The organism is Nostoc parmelioides FACHB-3921 (assembly GCF_014696625.1).
In the GTDB taxonomy this organism is placed as follows: domain Bacteria; phylum Cyanobacteriota; class Cyanobacteriia; order Cyanobacteriales; family Nostocaceae; genus Trichormus; species Trichormus parmelioides.
The window spans coordinates 1-23,267 of sequence record NZ_JACJQL010000029.1 but is presented as its reverse complement, the minus strand read 5'-3'; the positions used below and the strand labels follow the sequence as shown (position 1 = coordinate 23,267).

The 23,267-nt window shown below is 42.0% G+C and carries 18 protein-coding genes; 9 read left to right on the top strand and 9 right to left on the bottom strand.

Features of this window, described 5'->3' with window-relative positions; translation table 11 throughout:
• The first annotated feature begins 168 nt into the window (after nucleotides 1-168).
• Entirely contained in the window at nucleotides 169-1,128 is a 960-nt protein-coding gene (locus H6G14_RS18550; RefSeq protein ID WP_190568805.1) for an orange carotenoid-binding protein, read from the top strand.
• A gap of 112 nt (nucleotides 1,129-1,240) precedes the next feature.
• On the top strand, nucleotides 1,241-1,567 hold the full coding sequence (locus H6G14_RS18545; RefSeq protein ID WP_190568804.1) for a hypothetical protein: 327 nt from the start codon (nucleotides 1,241-1,243) through the stop codon (nucleotides 1,565-1,567).
• 78 nt (nucleotides 1,568-1,645) lie between these two features.
• On the opposite strand, the gene ppsA is transcribed toward H6G14_RS18545, so the two are convergent.
• Nucleotides 1,646-4,105, bottom strand: coding sequence for a phosphoenolpyruvate synthase (gene ppsA, locus H6G14_RS18540; RefSeq protein WP_190568803.1), 2,460 nt, complete (start codon nucleotides 4,103-4,105; stop codon nucleotides 1,646-1,648).
• 550 nt (nucleotides 4,106-4,655) lie between these two features.
• Here ppsA and H6G14_RS18535 point away from each other — a divergent pair.
• The 3 genes from H6G14_RS18535 (at nucleotide 4,656) to H6G14_RS18525 (ending at nucleotide 10,483) form a co-directional block, all read left to right on the top strand.
• Complete coding sequence (locus tag H6G14_RS18535) at nucleotides 4,656-5,015, top strand: hypothetical protein (protein ID WP_190568802.1); 360 nt, start codon at nucleotides 4,656-4,658, stop codon at nucleotides 5,013-5,015.
• An 863-nt stretch (nucleotides 5,016-5,878) separates the two neighbouring features.
• Nucleotides 5,879-7,198 carry an efflux RND transporter periplasmic adaptor subunit gene (locus H6G14_RS18530; RefSeq protein WP_190568801.1) on the top strand — a complete coding sequence of 440 codons (1,320 nt, stop codon included), beginning with the start codon at nucleotides 5,879-5,881 and terminating at the stop codon, nucleotides 7,196-7,198.
• A gap of 111 nt (nucleotides 7,199-7,309) precedes the next feature.
• Nucleotides 7,310-10,483 (top strand): efflux RND transporter permease subunit, encoded by a 3,174-nt coding sequence (locus tag H6G14_RS18525; protein WP_190568800.1) that lies wholly within the window; start codon nucleotides 7,310-7,312, stop codon nucleotides 10,481-10,483.
• 113 nt (nucleotides 10,484-10,596) lie between these two features.
• Here the strand turns inward: H6G14_RS18525 and H6G14_RS18520 are convergent, their stop codons facing one another.
• The 4 genes from H6G14_RS18520 to H6G14_RS18505 all read right to left on the bottom strand — a co-directional run bounded on the left by H6G14_RS18520 (nucleotide 10,597) and on the right by H6G14_RS18505 (nucleotide 15,288).
• Nucleotides 10,597-11,976: an esterase/lipase family protein gene (locus tag H6G14_RS18520; RefSeq protein ID WP_338421201.1), complete on the bottom strand. Its 1,380-nt coding sequence runs from the start codon at nucleotides 11,974-11,976 to the stop codon at nucleotides 10,597-10,599.
• A gap of 1,472 nt (nucleotides 11,977-13,448) precedes the next feature.
• Complete coding sequence (gene surE / locus H6G14_RS18515) at nucleotides 13,449-14,129, bottom strand: 5'/3'-nucleotidase SurE (RefSeq protein ID WP_190568798.1); 681 nt, start codon at nucleotides 14,127-14,129, stop codon at nucleotides 13,449-13,451.
• A 155-nt stretch (nucleotides 14,130-14,284) separates the two neighbouring features.
• Nucleotides 14,285-14,941, bottom strand: coding sequence for a tRNA (adenosine(37)-N6)-threonylcarbamoyltransferase complex dimerization subunit type 1 TsaB (gene tsaB, locus H6G14_RS18510; RefSeq protein WP_190568797.1), 657 nt, complete (start codon nucleotides 14,939-14,941; stop codon nucleotides 14,285-14,287).
• Between the two features lie 98 nt (nucleotides 14,942-15,039).
• Nucleotides 15,040-15,288, bottom strand: a complete 249-nt coding sequence (locus tag H6G14_RS18505) for a Ycf34 family protein (protein WP_011320529.1) — start codon at nucleotides 15,286-15,288, stop codon at nucleotides 15,040-15,042.
• An 85-nt stretch (nucleotides 15,289-15,373) separates the two neighbouring features.
• On the opposite strand from H6G14_RS18505, the gene H6G14_RS18500 reads away from it, so the two are divergent.
• Complete coding sequence (locus H6G14_RS18500) at nucleotides 15,374-16,642, top strand: tRNA nucleotidyltransferase/poly(A) polymerase-related protein (protein WP_190568796.1); 1,269 nt, start codon at nucleotides 15,374-15,376, stop codon at nucleotides 16,640-16,642.
• Nucleotides 16,643-16,886: 244 nt separating this feature from the next.
• Nucleotides 16,887-17,801, top strand: coding sequence for a polysaccharide pyruvyl transferase family protein (locus tag H6G14_RS18495; RefSeq protein ID WP_190568795.1), 915 nt, complete (start codon nucleotides 16,887-16,889; stop codon nucleotides 17,799-17,801).
• Between the two features lie 69 nt (nucleotides 17,802-17,870).
• On the opposite strand, the gene H6G14_RS18490 is transcribed toward H6G14_RS18495, so the two are convergent.
• From H6G14_RS18490 to H6G14_RS18475, 4 genes are all read right to left on the bottom strand, one after another.
• The gene (locus H6G14_RS18490; RefSeq protein WP_190568794.1) at nucleotides 17,871-18,080 is read right to left on the bottom strand and encodes a hypothetical protein; all 210 of its coding nucleotides are present in this window, start codon (nucleotides 18,078-18,080) and stop codon (nucleotides 17,871-17,873) included.
• 205 nt (nucleotides 18,081-18,285) lie between these two features.
• On the bottom strand, nucleotides 18,286-19,671 hold the full coding sequence (locus H6G14_RS18485; protein ID WP_190568793.1) for an aromatic ring-hydroxylating dioxygenase subunit alpha: 1,386 nt from the start codon (nucleotides 19,669-19,671) through the stop codon (nucleotides 18,286-18,288).
• A gap of 194 nt (nucleotides 19,672-19,865) precedes the next feature.
• Nucleotides 19,866-21,248 carry an oxygen-independent coproporphyrinogen III oxidase gene (gene hemN, locus H6G14_RS18480; protein WP_190568792.1) on the bottom strand — a complete coding sequence of 461 codons (1,383 nt, stop codon included), beginning with the start codon at nucleotides 21,246-21,248 and terminating at the stop codon, nucleotides 19,866-19,868.
• Nucleotides 21,249-21,615: 367 nt separating this feature from the next.
• Complete coding sequence (locus H6G14_RS18475; protein WP_190568791.1) at nucleotides 21,616-22,329, bottom strand: biliverdin-producing heme oxygenase; 714 nt, start codon at nucleotides 22,327-22,329, stop codon at nucleotides 21,616-21,618.
• 417 nt (nucleotides 22,330-22,746) lie between these two features.
• Between H6G14_RS18475 and H6G14_RS18470 the strand changes: the two genes are divergently transcribed.
• Both H6G14_RS18470 and H6G14_RS18465 read left to right on the top strand, forming a co-directional pair.
• A complete protein-coding gene (locus H6G14_RS18470) occupies nucleotides 22,747-22,965 on the top strand; it encodes a hypothetical protein (RefSeq protein WP_190568790.1) in 219 nt (72 codons plus the stop codon).
• Nucleotides 22,962-23,147 (top strand): PIN domain-containing protein, encoded by a 186-nt coding sequence (locus H6G14_RS18465; RefSeq protein WP_242053475.1) that lies wholly within the window; start codon nucleotides 22,962-22,964, stop codon nucleotides 23,145-23,147. Before H6G14_RS18470 ends, H6G14_RS18465 begins: the two co-directional genes overlap by 4 nt.
• The last annotated feature ends 120 nt before the right edge of the window (nucleotides 23,148-23,267 follow it).

The following is a 23,267-nucleotide window of genomic DNA, read 5'->3' as shown; positions in this document are numbered from 1 at the left end:
TTCAATAGCTACAGCTTTTTATTAAGCCAAGCTCTTGAGAAGAGTGTAAAGTTTTTTTAATTTATGCAAACTTTTGTGATACTTTTAAACACAGGAGCAAAACTGTATCCTCTGAAACTTTTTGCTTCGCCTCTTGTCAGGTAAAAACTTCGCTAGGTAGCTCTCTGTATGGCAATTACTATCGATTCCGCCCGTCGTATCTTCCCCAACACATTACAGGCTGATGCAGTGCCAGCGCTGACTGCACGATTCAACCAACTCAGTGCAGAAGATCAACTGGCATGGACATGGTTCGCTTTCTTAGAGATGGGCAAAACCATTACTGTTGCAGCCCCTGGTGCAGCTAGTATGCAGTTTGCAGAAGGCATTCTCAAGCAAATCAAAGAAATGACCTTTGAAGAACAAACTCAGGTTATGTGCGATTTGGCAAATCACACAGATACGCCCATTTGCCGCACCTATGCTACTTGGTCGCCTAATATCAAGCTAGGTTTTTGGAATCAACTGGGAGAATGGATGGAGCAAGGTGTTGTTGCACCAATTCCTGCTGGCTATCAGCTCTCAGCCAATGCTAATGCAGTATTGGAAACCTTGAAAAGTCTGGATCAAGGACAACAGATTACCGTCCTCCGCAGTTCTGTTGTAGACATGGGATTTGATGCAGCTAAACTAGGCGGCTATACAAGAGTTGCTGAACCATTAGTTGCACCTAAAGATATTTCCCAGCGTGTTCAAGTCTCCATCGAGGGAATTAATAATTCCACCGTGTTGAATTACATGAACAACTTGAACGCCAATGACTTTGATGAACTGATCAAGTTGTTCGTGGAGGATGGAGCTTTGCAGCCTCCCTTCCAAAGACCAATTGTTGGTAAGGATGCAATTCTGCGGTTCTTCCGTGAAGAATGCCAGAACCTTAACTTGCTCCCAGAGCGCGGTGTAGCTGAACCCGCAGAGGATGGTTACACTCAGGTGAAAGTAACAGGTAAAGTTCAGACCCCTTGGTTTGGTGCAGCAGTAGGGATGAACATGGCTTGGCGCTTCTTGCTCAACCCCCAAGGTAAAATCTTTTTTGTAGCTATTGACTTGTTAGCCTCTCCCAAAGAACTTTTAAACTTGGTTCGCTAAGGGAAAATAACAAAAAACTAAAAAATAAATTATCGCGGTGAGCGCTCTCTTAACCAAGGGCGCTCAATTATTCTGAGCAAACGCAATTAATACACCAGTTTAAGATTGAGTCATGCACGTGAGTGAAGCCGAGTGGACTGATATTGAGAAGAAGATAGCTAGAACAGCCTTTGATCAAGCTTACAAGCGAGAGATTGAGGCTTTGCTGAAACAGGTTCAAAAGGAAGCCAGCACACTTGTAGAGTTGGACGAGCTTTGGCAATTACACGATTTCTTGAGTGCTAGAAGGCATGAAATCGAGGGTAAATATGATTACCAATACTCGGCTCTGTTGTTTGTCTTTGCTGGGTTAGTCAAAGATGGCTGGCTTCATGTCAACGAACTGGAAGGGTTATCTAAAGACAAGCTTTCCAAAGTGTCAGCCTTGGCTAGGATGTAAATTTTGCTGAGTAAGCAATTCTGTAATTTTGAATTTTGAATTTTGAATTTTGAATTTTGAATTGATTTACCTCTTGCCTCAGCTTTGCTGTTCCACCTTAGCTATTTCCAGCATCGTTTTTAATACAGAGTCGGGATTGAGACTAATAGAATCAATTCCCTCTTCTACCAAAAACTGGGCAAATTCCGGGTAATCGCTTGGTGCTTGTCCACAGATGCCGATTTTGCGGCGTTGTTTTTTTGCAGAGGCGATCGCCATTTTCACCATTTGTTTCACAGCTGGGCTACGTTCGTCAAATAGTCGAGCGACTAAAGCTGAATCTCTATCTAATCCTAGTGTCAGCTGAGTCAGGTCGTTGGAACCAATGGAGAAACCGTCGAACACCTCTGCAAACTGTTCGGCCAAGATGACGTTACTTGGTAACTCGCACATTACATAAACCTGCAAGTCGTTAACACCTTGTTTTAAATTATGTTTTGCCATCTCTGCTAAAACCAAGCGTCCCTCCTCTGGTGTGCGACAGAAAGGAATCATGGGAATAACGTTAGTTAACCCCATCTCATCTCGCACCCGCTTGATAGCATGGCATTCTAAAGCAAAACCTTCTCTGTAACCTGGATCATAATAACGTGCAGCCCCCCGCCAGCCCAGCATCGGGTTTTCTTCGTCTGGTTCAAATTGGGAACCCCCTGCAAGGTTGCGATATTCATTACTCTTAAAATCGGACATTCGCACAATTACAGGTTTGGGATAAAAGGCTGCGGCAATTCTGCCCACACCTTGGGCTAATTTATCGACGAAATATTGGGGTTTATCATCATACGTGGCGGTGATAGCCGCAACTTTGGCTTTTTGTTCTGCATCCGCTAATTTGTCGTAGTGAATCAATGCCAAAGGATGGACTTGAATTTGGTTAGCAATGATAAACTCCGTCCGGGCTAAACCAACACCATCATTGGGAATTGCCGATAAACTAAACGCTTCTTGGGGATTACCCACATTCATCAAGATTTGGGTATGGGTGCGGGGTAAGTTTTCTAAGGGAACTTCTTTGACTTCAAAAGGTAATAACCCAGGATAAACTTTACCTTCCTCGCCCTCCGCACAAGAAACAGTCACCTCTTGTCCAGTTGTTAAAACCTGCGTAGCGTTACCACAGCCAACGATCGCCGGCACTCCCAATTCCCGTGCGATAATTGCCGCATGACAAGTACGACCACCAGAGTTAGTAATAATTGCACTGGCACGTTTCATAATTGGTTCCCAATCAGGGTCAGTTCTCTCCGTCACCAAAACTTCCCCGGCTTGGAATTCTTCTATTTGTTTGGCATCTAAAATTACCCGCGCTTTCCCTTGGCTAATGGCTTCACCAATGGCGCGCCCAGTAACGAGGGGGAGGCGTGATATATTCTGTGTTTTCTCCCCAGTCCCCAGTCCCAAGCGATAACTCCGCAACACATTCCCATTCTTCTGGGACTGCACCGTTTCTGGACGTGCTTGCACTACAAAAAGTTGGTTGGTGATGCCATCTTTTGCCCATTCAATATCCATTGGGGTGTAACTACCGTGGGCTTGAGAATAATGGTCTTCAATTAAACAAGCCCAATGAGCCAGTTGTAAAATGTCTGCGTCACTGAGAGCAAATTTATTTTGTTCTACTATTGATACGGGTTCATTTTTAGTAGATTGAGAGCCTTCATCGTAGACCATTCTTAATTCTTTACTACCTAATTCTTTATCAATAATTGGTTTAAATCCTGCTTTTAATGTCGGCTTAAATACACAATATTCATCTGGATTAACTGTGCCTTGGACAACGTTTTCACCTAAACCGTAGGCTGCTGTAATTAAGGCTGCATCTTTAAAACCTGTTTCTGTGTCAATGGAAAACATCACCCCAGAGGTGGCTAGGTCAGAACGTACCATTTTCTGCACACCCACAGCCAAGGCGACACTAAAGTGATCAAATCCTTTAGTATGGCGATAGGAAATGGCACGGTCTGTAAATAGGGAAGCAAAGCATTTATGACAAGCTGCTAATACTTCTTCTGCGCCAACTACATTGAGATAAGTTTCTTGTTGTCCAGCGAAACTCGCATCTGGTAAGTCTTCGGCTGTGGCGCTGGAACGGACGGCGACATCTGTGTCAGGATTGTACTGCTTACACAAACTTTCATAAGCAGAGGCGATCGCCTGTTGTAATTCTACAGGAAATGGGGTGTGCATGAGGAGCGATCGCGCTTTGAGTCCCCGTTCTTGTAAATTTCTCACATCCTCCACATCCAAATCTGCAAACAGTTCCCGTAACTTGGCTTCTAACCCAGCCGATTGGATGAAATAACGATAAGCGTAAGCAGTAGTAGCAAATCCTGTCGGTACGTTCACACCTTTGGGTGTCAGTTGCTGAATCATTTCCCCCAAAGAGGCATTTTTACCACCCACTAAGGCAATATCTTTAATGCCAACTTTATCCAGCCAGAGAACCAACGATTCCTCTTGAGAACATTTTGCCAAAGTGTTTTGAGATACTGTCACCATCAGTATTACCTCCCTGATTAATGCTTTGGTTCTGGAGAATTAGTTTTTTATTTTTGTTACTTCGGCGGTCGGACAGAACGCCATCACAGCACCACTAACACGATCAATACTGTTTATACTTCGCTGTGTGCTTAATAATTCCTTTGGGATCACCATAGCAAAAAAAAATAGATTTTGGTTTTTCACACCATGTCTTCAAGATTCGTAAACAAACCAAAACTATGGTTCCAGTATTCCTACAGATATTTATATTTTTGTAATAATCAAATCTCTTTCTTAAGTAAGTAGGCCGTCCAACAACAAAACTATCTTAGTTAAGAAAGATGAACTAGAATCATCCCTCCTCATTCCTTCAGCATACCTGACTATTCTCGACTCCAAATATTTATGCTGTCCTACTTATATCTTTGGGTATTTGCTTCCAAAACCAGCAGTTGTTTAAACTTTTTATCTTGATATTTACTTGATAATTTATCTCCGACGAAAGTTTATATATAACCAGAGTTACGGATATCATATATGACGTAGAAGGAGATATTAGGTGACAAAAATGATGGGAAATCAACAAATAACCTATCCACTAGCTCCACTCAGTCTGAACAAAGATGAACTAAGTACGATTCGTAATCGCCGTGCCGTCAGGCGTTTACGGATGGAACAAAATTTTGCTTACTGGATATTTAGAACTGTGACAATTTCCTCTATCGTCGGTGCTGTATTGTTTGGTATAGGTGCCGCGACTTGTTGGAAATTAGAGATGAATAGTCAACCAATTCCTACCATCAATAACAGACAAGATTGGCAAACAAAGAAGCAGGTATGTGTGGGTTGGATGCTTTTTGCTATTTCTAGTTTTCTTGCCAGTACTTCATTAGGTAAAAAATCTGAAAGTTTGACAGCAGTCGAATAATTTTTATTAGGTACATTAGACAATAAGAGACTATTGATAAAATCAATCTGATTTGCAGATGAAAACGAAAAACCAAGGGTGTAGAGGAGATTTATTGTACAAGTTCTTTGACCTCCGCCCCATCAAACACCTGAAACTTTTGAGAAATGGGAGCCTTACCCCCATACACCCAGTCCTAACAGACTATCTGGGTGCATAAGTCCTAGCCAAAAAACAACTTGGTTTCACTAAAAAGATATGATATTTTGTAATTATCGATACTCATTAATAAAAATAACTATGATAGGTAATTTTCTTGGTTAATCTTGTAACCTACCTTTAGTTTTACAGGGAAAAATAACAGTTAAAAACTAATCCATATAAATCAAACTTAATCGACAAACAGCAGGAAAATCCTATATTACCAATCACCAATTACGGAAAAATAGGGAATCTCGAAAGCAAGATTAGAAAATTTTTAGCAATAATTGAAAAGACAAGATGTACTCTCGATTTGTAAACTAGACTTTATCATTCACCTTTAGGTAGATTGGCGAAAATATAAAAACAGTATATTTTGGGTGAGCTAACACAAAGCGATTTATGGAGACTCATGCTAAATAAGTAAATTCCATCGCCTACATATTTATCCTTGTGACAATTACGCGATGTGCGACTTATTCTTAAAACCCCTCTCCAAACCTCTCCCCTGCAAGGAGGAGCCACTGCTTTGCGCGGGTTCCCCGCGTTGTAGCAAGTGGCGTAGAGGCTTTAATTATTACTCCCCTTTCCTTGTAGGGAAGGGGTTGGGGGTTAGGTCTAGGAGAAAATTGCACACGGCGTGACAATTGTTAGTTAATTAGTTCTTAGGTTCCCTGTAAACCATGTCATCCTCTGAGCCTCAAACTGATTTTAGAGATAATCTTCCCCAGGAACCCCCTGAGCCACCACCAAAACAACGGCGGTGGCTCAGGTTATTGTTGGCTGCCATCCTATTATTAGGGGGTGGAACAGCTATAGTTTGGCGGTTACTGACTCCGAGCGATCGCCCACCAGCTACGGCTGAGGCTCAACCCCCAGGCGTAAGAGTAAAAACGTCACCAGTACAAGTCGGCACTATTGAAGAAAGCACAGACTTTGTGGCTAGCTTAGAGTCCCGGCGTTCCGTCACTCTCCAACCAAGAGTACAGGGTCAAGTGACCCAAATATTTGTGCGATCAGGAGATGCGATCGCCTCTGGTGCAGCCGTGATTCAAATCGACCCCAGACAGCAGCAAGCAGCCGTTATCAGTAACGATGCAGCCACCCAAGCCAGCAAAGCACAGCTAGAAAACGCCAATGCTACCCTCAAATCCTTAGAAGCCGAAAGATTATCTAATGTTGCTGATGTGCGATTGAATCAGCAAGAGTACGACAGGTATGCTTCTTTAGCCGATCAAGGCGCTGTATCTCGACAAACTAAAGATCAGTATGCCAACAGAATAGCGACAGCACGAGCGAATCTCAACGCCATAGAATCTAGGATTCAAGCCCAAAAAGCTAGTGTCGCCCAAGCACAAAAATCAGTGCAGCAAGCCCAGGCTAACACTGACGAGCAACAAGTCCAACTCCAGTTCTATCGCATCACCGCCCCTTTTGAAGGCACTGTCGGCAATATCCCTATCAAGATTGGTGATTTTGTCAATAGTTCCACACCACTATTAACCATCACTCAAAACCGACCCTTGGAGGTCAATATCTCTGTACCTCTAGAAAGAGGCCCCCAATTACGTCAGGGAATGCCCGTAGAGATTATGAACACCCAAGGTCAAACATTGGGTACTAGTAGGGTATTTTTCATTGCTCCTAATGCCAGCAATGAAACCCAATCAATTCTTGTAAAAGCCTTATATAACAACACAAATGGTCAACTAAGGGCAGATCAACTAGTGAGAGCTAGAGTGATTTGGAATCAACGCACAGGCGTTTTAATTCCAATTACAGCAGTCACACGCATCGCCGGGGAAACTTTTGTCTATGTCACCCAAACGGAAAAAACACCCCAAGGAACATCCCAACTAGTTGCGCGGCAAAAACGAGTGCAGTTGGGTGACATCAGAGGAAATAATTACCAAATCATCAAAGGATTGCAGTCAACAGACACAATTGTCACCTCAGGACTGCTGAATCTCCGTGATGGCGTTCCTATTGTTCCAGAATCTTAGGGTTGGGGACTGGGTAATGGGGACTGGGTACTGGGAGAATAAACCCAAAACCCCAAACCCGAATCCCTAAACCCCAAACCCGAATCCCTAAACCCCAATCCCTAAACCCCAATGTTTGTTGACTTCTTTATCAGGCGACCTGTATTTACAAGTGTCTGCGCCATTATCATTTTGCTGGTAGGCGCGATCAGTATACCTACCCTACCTACGGATCGCTATCCGGAAATTAGCCCCACACAAATTGTTGTTAATGCTAACTACACTGGGGCTAGTGCGGAAGTCGTAGAAAATACAGTAACGAGTATCTTAGAGCGCCAAATCAACGGCGTTCAAGGTATGAAGTACATGACATCTAGCAGCAGTAACGATGGTACGAGTACAATTACCATCACCTTTGACCCGTCACGGGACAAAGATATTGCCGCCGTTGATGTCCAAAATCGCGTATCTATTGCCCAGCCCCAGTTACCAGAGGCTGTACAACGTACTGGAGTCACAGTCAGCAAACAATCCAACAATATCCTGTTAGCGATGGGGCTGTATAGCGAACAACAGGAATATGACACCGTATTTTTAAGTAACTATGCCGACCAATATATAGTAGATGCCATCAAAAGACTGGATGGTGTAGGCGAGGCGCGGATTTTTGGTGAACGGCGCTATGCGATGCGGTTGTGGCTTGACCCAAATCGTCTAGCCAGTCGCAAGCTGACGGCTCAAGATGTAATTGATGCCATTAACGAACAAAACATACAGGTAGGGGTGGGGCAAATCGGTCAGCAGCCGTCCCTACCAGACCAGATGTATCAAATAGACTTACAGGCTCGCGGCAGACTCTCCGAAGCCACGGAATTTGCCGACATGGTAATTAAAACGGGGAGCGATGGCACACTCATCAAGCTCAAAGATGTAGGTAGGGCAGAATTGGGGGCAGAAAATTATAGTTCGTTTCTGCGATTCCGAGGTAATGAGGGTGTGGGTATAGGGATATTTCCTACCCCAGGTAGTAATGCTTTAGAAGTCTCTAAGGCAGTAAAAACCGAAATGGCTCGGTTAGCGGAAAGCTTTCCCCCAGGGTTGAAATATCAAGTGGCGTTTGATACAACCCTGTTTGTGGAAGAATCCCTCGCGGAAGTAGTCAAGACACTGATAGAAGCCCTGATTCTGGTCGTTTTGGTAATTTTTCTCTTCTTGCAGGACTGGCGTACAACCCTGATTCCGGTAATTACCATCCCCTTAACTTTGATTGGGACTTTTGCCTTTATTAAGGTCTTTGGGTTTTCCATTAACACCTTAACTTTGTTTGGTTTGACATTAGCTACAGGGTTAGTGGTGGACGATGCGATTATCGTGGTGGAAAACATTTCCCGATTAATTGAGGAAGAAGGAATGTCGCCCCGTCAGGCTGCATCCGAGTCCATGCGAGAACTGTTTGGGGCTGTAATTGCTACTTCCTTAGTATTGATGGCGGTATTTGTTCCTGTTGCCTTCTTTCCAGGTACTACAGGACAGATTTATAAACAGTTTGCCCTGACCATTGCCTTTTCGATGGTCATTTCCACCTTTTTGGCTCTAACACTTACACCTTCCGTTTCCGCCTTATTGCTACGTCGGGGACAGCGTCCCCGTGGTTGGTTAGGCAAAATTTTTCACCAGATTAATAGGTTTTTGGATTGGGTGCGCCGGGGATATGAGCGATCGCTCAATATTCTTGTGAAGGTTAGGGCGATCGTTGTTGTATTATTCCTAGCTTCCATCGCCTTGACAGGCTGGGTTTATCTCAGCGTACCCACAGCATTTATCCCCGACGAAGACCAAGGCTATTTCATCACCATCATCCAAGGGCCAGAAGGAGTTTCCCTCAACTACACCAGCAATGTCATGGCTCAGGTGGAAAAAGAAATCCTCAAATTGCCAGAAGTTACAGGAACCTTTGCCATTGGTGGCTTTAGTTTTAGTGGTAACAGTGCCAACAGTGGGGTAATTTTTACTACCCTCCAACCTTGGGATGAGCGCCAACAACCAGGACAATCAGCACCAGAAATTATTGGCAAGTTGGCGGGAGTCTTCGCCAACATCACCGAAGCCAGAATTTTCCCAGTGAGTCCTCCACCCATTGATGGTTTAGGAAACTTCGGCGGTTTTCAATTTGAACTGCAAGATAGAGCAGGTAACAGTGGTTTAGATAATCTGCTGCAAGTCATGGGTCAGATCATGATGAAGGGGAATCAGACTCCTGGTTTGCAAGGTGTATTTAGTACTTTTAGTGCTAACACACCCCAAATGTTTATTGACATCGATCGCAACAAAGCCAAAGCCTTACAAGTTGATGTAGACGAAGTATTTAACACTCTGCAATCTTACTTGGGTTCCAGGTACGTCAACGATTTTAATTTTCAACAAAGGACTTACCGAGTTTACGTGCAAGCAGATGCGCCATTTCGCTCTAACCCTGAGGATATTGGTAAATTATATGTCCGCGCTGCCAACGATCAAATGATTTCCCTGAGTAACCTAGTGAAAATTACTCCGGCGACTGGAGCGCAAACAATCAACCACTACAACTTATTCCGCTCAATCACCATCAACGGTGCGGCTGCGCCTGGTTATAGTTCTGGTCAAGCAACTACAGCGATGGAGAAATTAGCAAAAGAAGTTTTACCCGCCAGTATGGGTTACGAATGGTCGGGGATAACAGCCGAAGAACAAGAATCAGGAGGTCAAGCACCTGTAATTTTTGGACTAGGATTAGTCTTTGTTTTTCTCGTGTTGGCAGCTCAATATGAGAACTACGTTGACCCATTGATTATTATGCTGTCAGTTCCCCTAGCTATTTTGGGAGCCTTATCTGCTCAGTGGATGCGGGGTCTAAGTAATGATGTATTTTGCCAAGTAGGTTTAGTCATGTTGATTGGCTTGGCTAGTAAAAACGCTATTTTGATTGTGGAATTTGCAAATCAATTGCGCGAACGGGGCTTGCCAATTATCAAAGCCACCGTGCAAGCATCACAAGAAAGGTTGCGACCTATTCTCATGACCTCCCTATCGTTTATTCTTGGTGTCTGGCCATTGATTAATCCCGTAGGCGCAGGTGCAGCGAGTAGAAAATCTCTCGGTACAGCCGTGGCGGGGGGAATGATTGTCTCAACTGTGTTGAGTTTGTTTGTTGTTCCCATTCTCTACATCGTGATTAGTAAAATCCGCGATCGCTTTAGACCAAAACCCCCACACATACCCCTAGATTCTACCCATGATGACAAAATTCCCTCGACTAGTCATAGATGAGGCAGGGGAGTAGAGGAGGTAGGGGGAGCAGGGGAAGTAGAGGAGCAAGGGGAGAACTTACTCCAAAATTTTCTTCCCTAATCCCCAGTCCCCAATCCCCAATCCCCAGAAAATCAAAATTGTGATTCAGCGAAAGCCATAAACTGCAATAATTGCTTTCTTGTTTGCCGCTTAAGTCTTATTTCCACTAGAGTTGTGGTGAATGGATAGAAAAATTTGATATCTTTCTGCTGCAAAATAGGAGAAATATCTAGCTCTAAATCGGTAACAGAATCAGAATCTTCTACACTGGAAGCATACCCAGAATAACGCACATACTCGGAATTTGATGACGCAACAATACGTATTTGCAAATTTTGCAAATTTTTAGTCTTGGTGATGTCTACATGAAAACAGCGTAGACTTTTATCTTGTGCATAGACGTGAACATCTACACCAAAATCTTCAATTCGCTTCCACTGATTGTTTTGTGATGTCGCCAGTTCAATATAGTAATCAGGAATTGGCTCATCATTATCATCTATCGCTCGAATGATAAACTGTTGCCATTCTGCGTTCTCTGAATCATTTGGCGATAGGGTCTTTAAAGCTTTCTGATGCCAAAGATTAATATCTTGTTCAGATGTAAATTTTAATGCCTGAAACACCGACTCTACCAAGTCTGAACTAGGATCACCCATAATTCTGCCGTGGTTATGATCCTTAACTCTAACTGTATGGGCAATACCACTATTTTTCCAGGGTGAGATAGATAATTTATCTTCAGGTTGCTTTTTAGTAAAATCTATAGTTATTTTACGTGTTCTCAATTCACATCCAGCCCACCTGACAACACCATCTGTACCATCAAGCGGTACACCAACTCTATTTGTGATTCTGCCGACAAAGTTATTTATTAATGATGATTGAAAGAACTGTTGTGTTCCACAAAAGGTAAATACAAAAGGTGTATCACTATCTGAACCGTAAAATGTGGTTTCGCCTAGTAAATCTTTATGCGCCAAATCCCAACTGAACTTACTTCCTAATTCCAACGCATCTAATATGCGAGTTCCTGCTTCTAAAAAGTCTGGCCCCCACTCTCTGTTTCCTTTAAACAGCGCCCCTAAAAAACTGCGCCCTTTGTGGGCGATAGGAGAACCAAAAGTGGCTGGTGCTAACCCAATTAAGTGCTGGAGTCGATAATAACCTTGGCTGGAGTATTTCGCCAGCCAAGCACGAATCACTAACATTCCAGTTGAGTGAACGATCGCATCGAAAGTTCTGTTATTACCTAATTTCTCCGCTAAAGCTTGATCTAATCCTTCAGCAATATCCTCAATGTTAATCTCATTAGATAGAGATATATATTGACAAATATGAATAATCTTGACATCATAATTATTTTCTTCAAACTTTTTTATCCACGTTTGAAAAGAGTTCCCCCTATCAGAGTAACCGTGGAGCATAACAACTGGATTTTTGGGAGTCGCATCTGGCATAAGCTTATTCACAGGTAGTAGATGTCATTAATTGTGAAAAGTATCCACCCACAAGGATGGCATTAAACTAGCTCAAAAATAAATGACACATCCAGCACCACAAGTTAAACAGCCAATCCTTGCTCTAGCTCCTAATTATCTCAGGTTTAATTTATAACTAGGGGTAACTTTGAAAAACTTTGTCTAAATTGTGACAAAATTGTCACATTCAGCGCTTTTGGTTTAATTTTTAATAACTGAGTTAACGTTTTACACGTCAACTAACCCTCATATTTCTAACTGTGTTAAAAAATTTAAATTTATAGCTGTTGACGGTTGACTGTTGTCTGTTGACAGACTAGAAAGCCTCTTATTGGCAGGGTTTCATCTTAGCTTGATGTCCTAATCTATCTAGCTATAGCTATAACAGCCTTGCAACTTACAGATAAATTCTTGGCTTAGGTAGATAACTCTGATATTAGGTAAGAAATAGTTACAGCGAATATCACTAACAAAACAGGAATTATAGTGCTAACCTCTATTTTTCTGTGCTTAATAATTTCAAGTAATGACACTGGTACAATTAAAGGCCAGAAAACTGTTGTTATTAAACACATAACAAGAGTTAAAAACTTATCTTCTGGTGAAGACGTAGGATGGCGCAGAGAAAAACTCACCCAGTTGCTAAAGAAATAGCAAGTCATGAGTAAGTAACTAATCAATAGAGTTAATTGTATTTGATTCATAATCAAGCCTCTGGAACACAAATTTGTTTATTTCTCCAAAATAACTTGGTCGAATTAATTACACAACGGATTTAATAGCAAAAAAATCAAAAATTAACAGCAGATATAAATACTTATTTACGAAATGGATTGGGTTAAAATCTGAAATGAGTTCTGGGTAAAAATACTAACTCTAAAGCACTAAGTAATTGCGAATTGCTTTAACGCTCATATTGGACTTAAAATCAAAAAAAAGCAAGCGTCATGTACTGACGCTTGAGTAAAAGAGTTATGGTTAAGCTCATCCCACCCCTAAAAGGGTATGGGATTTCACGTTGACGGTTGACGCTTGACGGTTAACAGTCATCAGTCAGCAGTTAACGGTGGTGGGAGGGATAGCCGCCTTCGATGATCATTAATCTTGGGAATGATTCTGAGGAAACAGGTAGGCGATCGCCGCCCAACCAGATGCAGTGAGTAAACTCACCAAAAATGTAGCCAGAACAAAAGTAAACATACCAACTATCTACAAAGCCTCCGTAGTGAAGGTGTCGGCTGTGTATTTTTAACTTAGCAGTTGGATATGACGGGGATACAACCAGATTGTGACGATGATTTGTAAGTTTTACCTTTGTGACAGTAAGCTAATGCGCGGCTAAATTGTACAACTACTAACAAGGACTGTTAACGGTTAACTGTTAACCGTTGACTGTCAACAGCCCTCACGATGGATTGTGCAACTTAAAAGCAGAATAGCTTATAAGGGTATCGGGATTGAGTTCAAACCCTTAATTGTGTAATGGCAATGTTACCTGTAAAACAAACATCCACATCACTTCCTGGTGTGCGTTCACGCTTGCCATATTCACCCACATAATAAAAATCGTCGCCATCAATGCGATAGTTGGCTGGTAGAGGTTTAGTGCAAGGCTGACAAAACACTAACTTTGGTTGGGTTTCCCCTGGCTGTAAATGGGGTAAATTGACATTCCAAAAGTATCCCGGTTCTAAAGGACGGTGCAGTAATTCCTCTAAAACTTCTGCTGTCCATTTAGCAGCTAGTTCCCAGTCAAAATTTTGCTTGGCTTTACGATAGTGGGAAATAGCAACTCCGGCAATACCGTGCATAGCAGCTTCTCGCACAGCCGCAACAGTGCCGGAAATGTAAGCATCAACCCCCAAGTTACCACCAGCGTTGATACCTGACAAAACAAACTTGACATCCTGTGAAATTTGTGTAATTGCAATTCTGACACAATCGGCGGGAGTACCAGCGATCGCATATTCACTATCAGAACGTCTCTGGAGATTAATTGGGCGAGTAGTAGTAACTTGATGACCACAACCTGATTGATGGTCTCTTGGTGCAGCAACAATAAAGTTTTTGCCACTGACGGCTTGAGCTAAGGCTTTAATTCCTGGCGCATCAATACCGTCGTCGTTAGTTAAGATTATGGTCATGAATCAATTCAAAATACCCTACGGGAAGCTAAAGCTACAAAATTCAAAATTCAAAATTAATGATTAGTCAACAGTCAACAGTCAACAGTCAACAGTCCATAGTTATTCTTCTTTGCTTCCCCTGCCTCCCCTGCTCCCCCTGCCCCCTGCCTTTTTCATACATCTACAGGATGTTGTCCATAATACGGTAAAGCCTCTGACCAGTTAGGGCGCTTACCTTGTTGCCATTCTAAATTAGCAAGCTCCAAAATACTTGTCACCGTTGCTGCTAAATCTACTTTGGCTTCTACTAACTGGTAATCACTTTGCCAGTTAGCTAAAGTCTCCTGCCATGCTTCTGGTGTAAATACTCTATCAGGTAATAAAGTTGTTAATTCATTACCATGAGGAGAAGGCTGATAAATCGCCCCAAAAATCTGACCTCTTTGAGCCGGCATTTCCACAGCAATAGCTTTTGTTTGTTGATTTTTACCGACTTCTGTCCAAGCCACTGCGGCTAAGGTGGAAATACCAAACACAGGAATATTTAACTGTTGCCCTAAAGTGCGAGCCAGGACAACACCAATACGAGTTCCTGTATAACCTCCAGGCCCTTTGGCAACTGCAATAAAAGCCAAGTCTGCCCAAGTTTGAGGTGCGATAAATTCTACTAAATATTGATGTATATAACTAGATAAATCTCGCCCTAAATTCCACACTTGGGAGTGAGTTTCGCCAGCCAAATTACTAATTGCTAGCCCTAATTCTGGGGTAGTAGTGTGGAGGGATAAACCGTATTTTGTAGATTTGGGGTCTGCTATTGGCGTAGTCAAAGTAAAATAATAAAATCTGAGTCTCTATAGCCCACCGTATCATGATTTTGGTGGGCATCGCCCTACGAATATTTCCGCCTATTGATATTGCCAATAAATCAAGTCGGGACTAACTCACCCGGACGCAACTTCGACCACTTGCCCATTTCTCGCTTAAAGCTGAGACAACCAACAACATCCCATTCCATTTCAATCACATCATCTTTGGTGCGAATATTAACGTTGATGGAGGGTTCATTGGGGTCAAAATCTGGGGTTTCAGTTAAATGGGGTTGTTGGTGTTGTGTTTCTACGGCATTATAAGTTACACAACGGTCTACATAGTGGCAGTTTACGCAAATACACATAATAGAACCAACTCCAAGTCCTTTATTGTTAATCTAGCTTAAGCTAAAGCATTCAGCACCAGTTACTGGTTAGAGTTTTATTACAATGTCTGGATTTATTCCTTCTACCCTAGCACCTGAAAATTGGCCTTTTAGCCTGGAATGTTTGCCAAAACCTGCTTATATGGTTGGTGGTGCGGTGCGGGATGCGATGTTGGGTAGAAGTCGAGAATATCTGGATTTAGATTTCGTGATACCATCGGACGCGGTGAAAGTAGCTAGAACGATCGCTCATCGTTATCAAGCTGGTTTTGTTTTACTCGATCCGGTGCGGCGGATTGCGCGGGTGGTATTTCCCCAGGCTACAGCCGACTTTGCCCAACAGGAAGGGGATAGTTTAGAGACTGACCTGCATAGAAGGGATTTTACAGTGAATGCGATCGCCTACAATCCCCACACCCAAGAGATTATCGACCCCCTCAACGGTTGTGCTGATTTACAGGTGGGTGTGTTGCGGATGATAGCCAAAGCTAACCTCAAAGATGATCCTTTACGTCTATTACGAGCTTACCGTCAAGCTGCTCAACTAGGCTTTACTATTGAACCGACAACCCAAGCCGCTATTCGTGATTTAGCATCACATCTGTGTCAAGTCGCCGCCGAACGAGTGCGAGTAGAAATTGGCTATTTACTTGCTAGTCCTCAGGGTCATACTTGGATGGCAATAGCTGAGAATGATGGTTTACTCAAGCAGTTCTTCCCAAATACCACACCCGAAAGCTTTCATAAACTAGCGGTAGTTGATGAAGTCGCTGATTTACTGACACAACATTGGCCGCAACTAGGTGTGGAACTGCAAGGATACGTCCGGGAAACAGTAAAGACCACTTGGCTAGGTATTGCCAAACTCGCTTGTCTAGTCCACCCAGATCCAAGTGTTGCAGAAATCGAGCTGCAAAAACTCACCTACAGCCGCGCCGAGATTCGCGCTGTCACTACGGCTCTGAAACTATTTCCCCAGCTAAAAACGGCTAATACCTTGCGAGAACAGTACTTTGTGTTCCAAGAAGCAGGTATGGTATTCGTAGCGATCGCTGTTTTAGCTTTAGTACAAGATACTCTGGTAGAGGCGATGTCTGGCGACAATCGGCTATCCGTTTATTCTCCATTGATCACCCGCTACCTTAACCCTGATGATCTGGTCGCTCATCCCACTCAGCTAGTAAGTGGTAAAAACCTAATGATAGCACTCGATATTCCTCCCTCGCCACTGGTGGGAGAACTGCTAACAGAAATTGCGATCGCCAGAATTGAAGATAAAGTGACAACAACAGAAGCAGCGATCGCCTTTGCTAGACAGCTACTTGAAGGTTAGAACCTTTCTTTTCATCACCCCATTTTGCAAATTTGGTCATCTTCTCAGGTTTATAAATATTTACTAATCTGTGAAAAAATTACTACTCAAGTCCGGTTAATTACTTACAATATGCTTGGTTTAAATGGTCACGGGTAACTATTACTGGTTACTAATTACCAAGGCCACGGGTATGATAGGTGTTCAACCGGACAAGATATAATCTCTAGTCTCTATGCTCATGAAAGTTATATTTTAGTTAACTATGAAACTTTACTATTGCAAGTATCCAGAAGGTAGGCAAAATTTTGGAGATGCGCTGAATCCTTGGTTGTGGGAGAAGCTGATTCCTGGGATCTTGGATGATGATCCCAATTGTGCTTTTGTGGGAATTGGCACTCTGATTAACGACGCACTCCCACGCCGTACCCCCCAGGCAAAATTGCGAGTGATTTTTAGCACAGGCGCAGGTTATGAAAAAGCTACCCCTGTAATTGATGAGTCTTATCATATCTACTGTGTACGGGGGCCAATCTCAGCAGAAAAATTGGGTTTGAGGAGGGATTTAGCGGTTACAGATGGCGCACTCCTGCTACGTAAATTAATAGATCACAGTTCCATTCCCAAAAAATATAAATTCTCCTATATGCCTCACTATAATTTTGCGGGAGATGGTTGGCAGAGAGTTTGTGATCAATTGGGTTTTGGTTATATCAGTCCAGCTTGGGAAATTGAAGATATTTTGACACGCATTCGTCAAACAGAAGTTCTGATTTGTGAAGCTATGCACGGAGCGATCGTTGCAGATACCCTACGAGTACCTTGGATTCCGGTAAGCACCCATCCTTCGATTCTGCCCCTGAAGTGGCAAGATTGGTGTGCTTCTATGAAACTTGAGTATCAGTCTTACTCCCTGAGTCACTTTTATCAACCCCGTTCTTCTACAGGTGGATGGGCTAATAACAAGACTACTAATAAGTTAGATCATCTCCTAACTCCAGCTCGAAAATTGCAGGAATGGCTAAGACAGCAAAAAACCGCAAAGGAACTGTCTAGTTTAGTCAAAATAGCCAAACCTCACCTAAGCAGCGATGCTCGGATTGAAGAAATGTTATCCCGATTAGAGGGCTGTTTGGAGCAGTTTAAACTTGATTTTGCTCAAGGTAAGTTCAAGATTTAACTGTCAGTTGTCAGTTGTTAGTTGTCAGTGATTCCTCTCACTGCGCCCTACCCTCCACTACTAAGTGGGCTATTCTCCGTCATCGCTACCGAAAGTCACACAAGGACTATCAATTTCTTGGGATGGTTGGAAGGAATTGCAGAAAATGACAACGGCACAGTTTACCCTTAATTCTTCCGGGTGAACACAGGCGATCGCTCCTCCTACCTTGGTGTGAAAAGCACAATTATGACAAATAGTCTGACTCAAAGTGCGTAGGGAGTTCATGGAGTCAGACATAAGCCAAAATTTTGGTAATTTACCTATATTTTACCAAAAATCTCACCGTTCGCGTAATAGAAATGAACTAATACCAATTCTCTATGAAGTTGCGCCGAATAAATGATGTAGAGACGTTGTATTCAACGTCTCTACAGTACAGAATAAAGAGCATCTATGGCTACGCCAGGCAAGCTACATCAAGAAACGGTATAAGGTGATATTTTTAATTTTTATATAATTCAACTACGGGTAAACCTTTTTTGGGAATACTACTAAGAAAACGTTGCCGAATTGAATCTAATTTATAGGAACCAATTAAGCTTAATATTCCCATTAAAGCTGGTGTAATACATACCCTTATAGGTAAATTAATGACCATTAGTAATAATGCTAAAATCGTCAATCCTAGCGTCAAATTTTGACAAAAATCTTTGATTTTATCTATCAAAATTAGCGATTGCCGACAACTAGGGCAATGTTTTGTGTGTCTGTGCCAGATATCGTATAACTGCTCATCACTTAATTCTTGAAAAGGCACTTCTTCCACTCCCTGCCATGCAGGTTTACCACCAGCAAACTCATCTAACCATTTCCGAAAAGTAACGATGCCAATATCAGCGACAGAAGGCATAAAATATGACTTCTGCCAAGTTCTATTCCCCACATTCTCATTAATAGCTTGAGAGTGCATCATTGATAAATCTTGGTTACTTAATTTATAACCGGATGAATGTTTTAAGCCAGTTTGTAAATATTTTGGTAAAAGCTCAAACCAGAAATTCCGTTTCTGTGGAAGGCTATCAGCAATAAACTTACCAATTTGTTTACAATAACCAGGTTTTGTAGGGACAAAGTATAACTGAAATAAAACAGATTTACCGTTGGAATATTTGTAGATTGTTGTATTAGAGCAGGGGGGAATAAATTTTCTAGTCGCATCCATATCTTTGTTAAAAATATTGTAACCAGAATGCTTTAACGTAAAACCATCTTCAGCAGAGATTTTGCCTAAGACTTCAAAATATTGTATGGGGATAGCTCTTTCTGGAGAAAATCCAGCAAGTCCTTCATGTAAAAATTGGGCGTGAGAAGGGTCAAAAGTACTTTCAACAGAAACCGTGTAACCAACAGGAACTTCTGACATGAACCAATCGTTCAAGGGGCTGTCAAGTGTAGATTCTGGCATCAATGCAGGTTGCTTTGAAGTGCTGTCTGCAAAAGCAGTAGGACTATTATCTGGCCATATCCATAGTAATCCTTGTAGCACTTGGGTAGGGTATGTTGTTACTTGCGATCGCTCACTATTACAAGCAGTGGCTAAAGCCTTTTCATCACTCAACATGGGAATATTAGTACATTTCCCTGCACCATCAAAACACCAACCATGATGACGACAAATTAGCTTTCCATCTTTGTTGATACTTCCTAAAGACAACTGTGCCAATTTATGAGGGCAAGCATCATCCATTGCTACCCATTTTTCATCTTTGTCTCGCCAAATCACCAGCTTTTTCCCTAGCAAAGTGATGGGAGTCGGATGAGATACTTCCAGATAGCTAAGGGGAGTTATTGGATACCACTGTTGAGTCCACGAGAAGTTAGTTGTCATCAAATTAATTATAATTTCGGCTGAGATTGTTAATTTATTATCTCAAGTATCGTTGCAGACAGATAACGCTTTCTTGCATAACTCTGAAGTTCATCAAGCCCGAAACTAGTGCCAATCAGATGACTAGAAAAAAACTGAGGATTGGAGACTAGGTAAATTTTTCTCCCATACCTCAGCCCCCGCGCCCCTCTGAATTAAATAGTCCGAGAGAATTGTTTGTCTTGATTGTGGTGATAAATATCAAAGACAACAGCGATATTCCTCACTAGTAATCTACCAATTTCTGTTACTTGGATGTGTTTGCTGGAGAGACTAACTAATCCATCAGCTGCTAATGGTTTTAAAGCTGCAATTTCTTGAGAGAAATATTCATCAAAATTGATCTGATATTTCTCCTCAATCTCTTGCTTATGCAGATAAAAGTTAGACATGATACACATAATCACATCTCGTCTGAGAATATCATCGGTTGTGAGTTTGATACCCTTGCTCACAGGTAAAGCATCACTAGCAACGGCTTGATAATATTCTTTTAACTGCTTGTGATTCTGCACATAAGCATCATGCAGCATACTAATAGATGTCGCACCAAAGCCAAAAAGTTCTGTACCGGCGTGGGTGGTGTAACCTTGGAAGTTGCGCTGGAGGGTGTGGTTACGTTGGGCGATCGCTAACTCATCGTTATGCTTGGCAAAATGATCCATCCCAATAAATAGGTACTGGCTATTAGTCAGTTCCTCGATGGTCATTTTTAAAATTTCCAGCTTTTCCTGTGGTTGGGGTAACGCCTCCAGGGGAATATTTTTCTGGGCTGGCTTCAACCAAGGAACGTAGGCAAAGTTAAAAACTACAATGCGATCGGGGTCTAATGCCACGGTTTTTTTCACCGTCTCCCGAAAGCTTTGCAAGGTTTGATGGGGTAAACCATAAATTAGGTCTACATTCACACTATCAAACTTAGCTGCTTTAATCCAACTCATAACATCAAGTAGCAGTTCTTCCGGTTGGATGCGGTTGACGGCTTCTTGTACTTGGCTATTAAAATCCTGAATACCAAAACTAATCCGATTAAAACCAATCTCACGCAAAAAGGAGATGTAATTTTGATCGACGTAGCGGGGGTTAATTTCAATGGATATTTCTGCTTGTGGATCAATATTGAAGTGGTGATGAATATGTTTCCACAAAAATTCTACTTGGTCACAATCTAAGTAATTAGGTGTCCCGCCACCCCAGTGAACTTGCAATACTTTTCTATCTGGATCAATCAAGTTACTTGTATGCTTGATTTCTTTTACCAGATGCTCTAAGTATGGTTTAGCAATATTTTTGTTGTTGGAAATGACCGTATTACAACCGCAAAAGTAACAGGAACTTTGACAAAAAGGAATGTGGAAGTACAACGATATTGGCGATTTTCTGCGATTTGAGGCGGCGATCGCACTTTGATAATCGGCGGCGTTAAATCCTTCAGTTAACTGTGTAGCGGGTGGGTAACTGGTATATCTAGGTGCAGGAGTGTCATACTTTTTGATCATGTCTAGATCAAACTTGACACCAGGTAAGACAAAAACCATCAAAACCTCCAAGGTACTGCAACCACACCATGCCGCTACGTGGAAGTCAAAATACACTATGGGAAGCGCGAGGGCTACAAAATTCAACAACACCTATCGACTGAGTTATGGGAATTTTGCCTAATGATATTTTGATTTCCGTCATAACTGACTAGTGGTCGGTTGTATGGGTATAGGGGACAAGCAATTTGTTTTTTGACGCACAGCAAATTGCTAATAAAAGCTTTATGCTCTAGCTGCTTCTTAGTTTAGATATCAACGCTAGACCGTGATGTGTTGATTGAACTAAATGAAGGGCTTAGGGGGTAATCAATTCAAAATTCACTACAAAATTATTGAATATCCTCTCCCCCATTTCTTGGCTGATTCAAGATACTGCTGCTTCTGTGCTGCCTGGGTTACGGGCGCTAGTTAAGCTATTAAATACTACTTGACCGAGAGCTTTAATTAAATTACCTTCTAGGTCTGTAGCCATTTGCATATTGAATTGGAAGGCGTTATTGGCTTCTGCAACAATTCTATCTACTGTGGCATCGTCAACGGGTACTGAGTCCAATGCCTGACGATACTGGTCTTTGAAGGCTTTTTTGTCAGGGATTTGCTCAAAGTTATAGAAGGATGTACCCTCATAGCCAGATAGCTTTAAGGTTGACTGAGCAATTTTTTGCAACATCTGACCGCCGGAAAGGTCGCCCATGTAGCGGGTGTAGGTATGACCAATTAATAAGGCGGGTGCATTGGCAGAAAGCTCTCGAATATGCTTGATATAAGCTTGAGCGCTGGCTGAGGGGGCGATGAGGCTACGCCATTCACTACCATAGTAAAATACCATGTCTTTTTCTAAAGAGGCTAGGCGATTCAGTTCTGGGAAGTAAATCGGAGCGATCGCCGGATTGTTGGCATGGCTTTGAATCGCGGCTTCTAATTCACTGTAGACGAAATACAAGTTGCTTAAAAATTTGGCGAAGCTTTCTCTATCGACAACGCCTTTTAAAAAACATTTCATGAATCCCACGTTTTCTGCTGCTGTGTGAGCTTTTTGAGTGCCAGCGCGCAGTTTAACAGCTAGATTGCTACTCATTTTTGCTTCCTTGTTATTCAAACGCCAGATTTTTAGGCAGTCACATTCATCAACTTTGGATGGCTGCCAGAGTTGTGAGGATTGTTATTCTAGGTTTAGAGAGGCTGTGCATTCATCTGTCTGGCAATTACCACTGCCCAGATAGATCCAGACTATTTTTAGCCCCAAAATCATTTAACTATTAATGATTGTATAACTATATGGCTATTAATATTTTTTTATATTTCCCTTAATCTCACGTAATAAATTGAGGACTTAGGTACAAGGATGTTTTGTTGAGATTGGGTGAATGTCGTCCAAGTGTATCAGGGTAGTAAAGAAATGAAGTATAAGTACTGAGGTAACCGATAACATGAGGCGATCGCCTTCTGCCTTTTCGGAGGAGAATACTAAAATTTAGACAGGAGGTAAATAATCATGCTAAAAACTATTGAAGGCATTTATAAGAATGGCAAAATTGAACTGGCTGAAACACCACAAGGTATTACTGAAAGCAGAGTCTTTGTTACTTTTTTAGAAACAAAGACTTCCATTTGGCCAGAAGTGATTATGCAATATCAAGGTGTAGCAGAAAATATTATTTTTGAGGAATACAGAGACGAACTGCTACCACCTAATGAAATAGAGTTTTCATGATGGGTTATCTACTCGATACTTGCGTGATTAGTGATTTTGTCAAGGGAGAAGAAAACACTCTCAAGCGATTCAAAGCTAGCACACCCAGCGACATTTTCATTTCATCATTAACAGTGATGGAAGTAAAGTATGGGTCAGCTATCAACCCTCTACGCGCCATCAAAATTCAATCCTTAATATAATCCCTATTAGGCTCAGGGCGAACGCATCTTAATTGCTAATAAGAATTGGGAAGCAAATTCAAACATCTAGAATAAAGCCAATTGTCTTAGATAAATAGTGAATGTAAGTCAAAGGATAAA

Bases quoted from the DNA above. Each gene is read 5' to 3' on its own strand.
- H6G14_RS18550 (WP_190568805.1), top strand. From the start codon at position 169: ATGGCAATTACTATCGATTCCGCCCGTCGTATCTTCCCCAACACATTA.
- H6G14_RS18545 (WP_190568804.1), top strand. From the start codon at position 1,241: ATGCACGTGAGTGAAGCCGAGTGGACTGATATTGAGAAGAAGATAGCT.
- ppsA (WP_190568803.1), bottom strand. From the start codon at position 4,105: ATGGTGACAGTATCTCAAAACACTTTGGCAAAATGTTCTCAAGAGGAA.
- H6G14_RS18535 (WP_190568802.1), top strand. From the start codon at position 4,656: ATGATGGGAAATCAACAAATAACCTATCCACTAGCTCCACTCAGTCTG.
- H6G14_RS18530 (WP_190568801.1), top strand. From the start codon at position 5,879: ATGTCATCCTCTGAGCCTCAAACTGATTTTAGAGATAATCTTCCCCAG.
- H6G14_RS18525 (WP_190568800.1), top strand. From the start codon at position 7,310: ATGTTTGTTGACTTCTTTATCAGGCGACCTGTATTTACAAGTGTCTGC.
- surE (WP_190568798.1), bottom strand. From the start codon at position 14,129: ATGACCATAATCTTAACTAACGACGACGGTATTGATGCGCCAGGAATT.
- H6G14_RS18505 (WP_011320529.1), bottom strand. From the start codon at position 15,288: ATGTGTATTTGCGTAAACTGCCACTATGTAGACCGTTGTGTAACTTAT.
- H6G14_RS18500 (WP_190568796.1), top strand. From the start codon at position 15,374: ATGTCTGGATTTATTCCTTCTACCCTAGCACCTGAAAATTGGCCTTTT.
- H6G14_RS18495 (WP_190568795.1), top strand. From the start codon at position 16,887: ATGAAACTTTACTATTGCAAGTATCCAGAAGGTAGGCAAAATTTTGGA.
- H6G14_RS18490 (WP_190568794.1), bottom strand. From the start codon at position 18,080: ATGTCTGACTCCATGAACTCCCTACGCACTTTGAGTCAGACTATTTGT.
- H6G14_RS18485 (WP_190568793.1), bottom strand. From the start codon at position 19,671: ATGACAACTAACTTCTCGTGGACTCAACAGTGGTATCCAATAACTCCC.
- hemN (WP_190568792.1), bottom strand. From the start codon at position 21,248: ATGGTTTTTGTCTTACCTGGTGTCAAGTTTGATCTAGACATGATCAAA.
- H6G14_RS18475 (WP_190568791.1), bottom strand. From the start codon at position 22,329: ATGAGTAGCAATCTAGCTGTTAAACTGCGCGCTGGCACTCAAAAAGCT.
- H6G14_RS18470 (WP_190568790.1), top strand. From the start codon at position 22,747: ATGCTAAAAACTATTGAAGGCATTTATAAGAATGGCAAAATTGAACTG.
- H6G14_RS18465 (WP_242053475.1), top strand. From the start codon at position 22,962: ATGATGGGTTATCTACTCGATACTTGCGTGATTAGTGATTTTGTCAAG.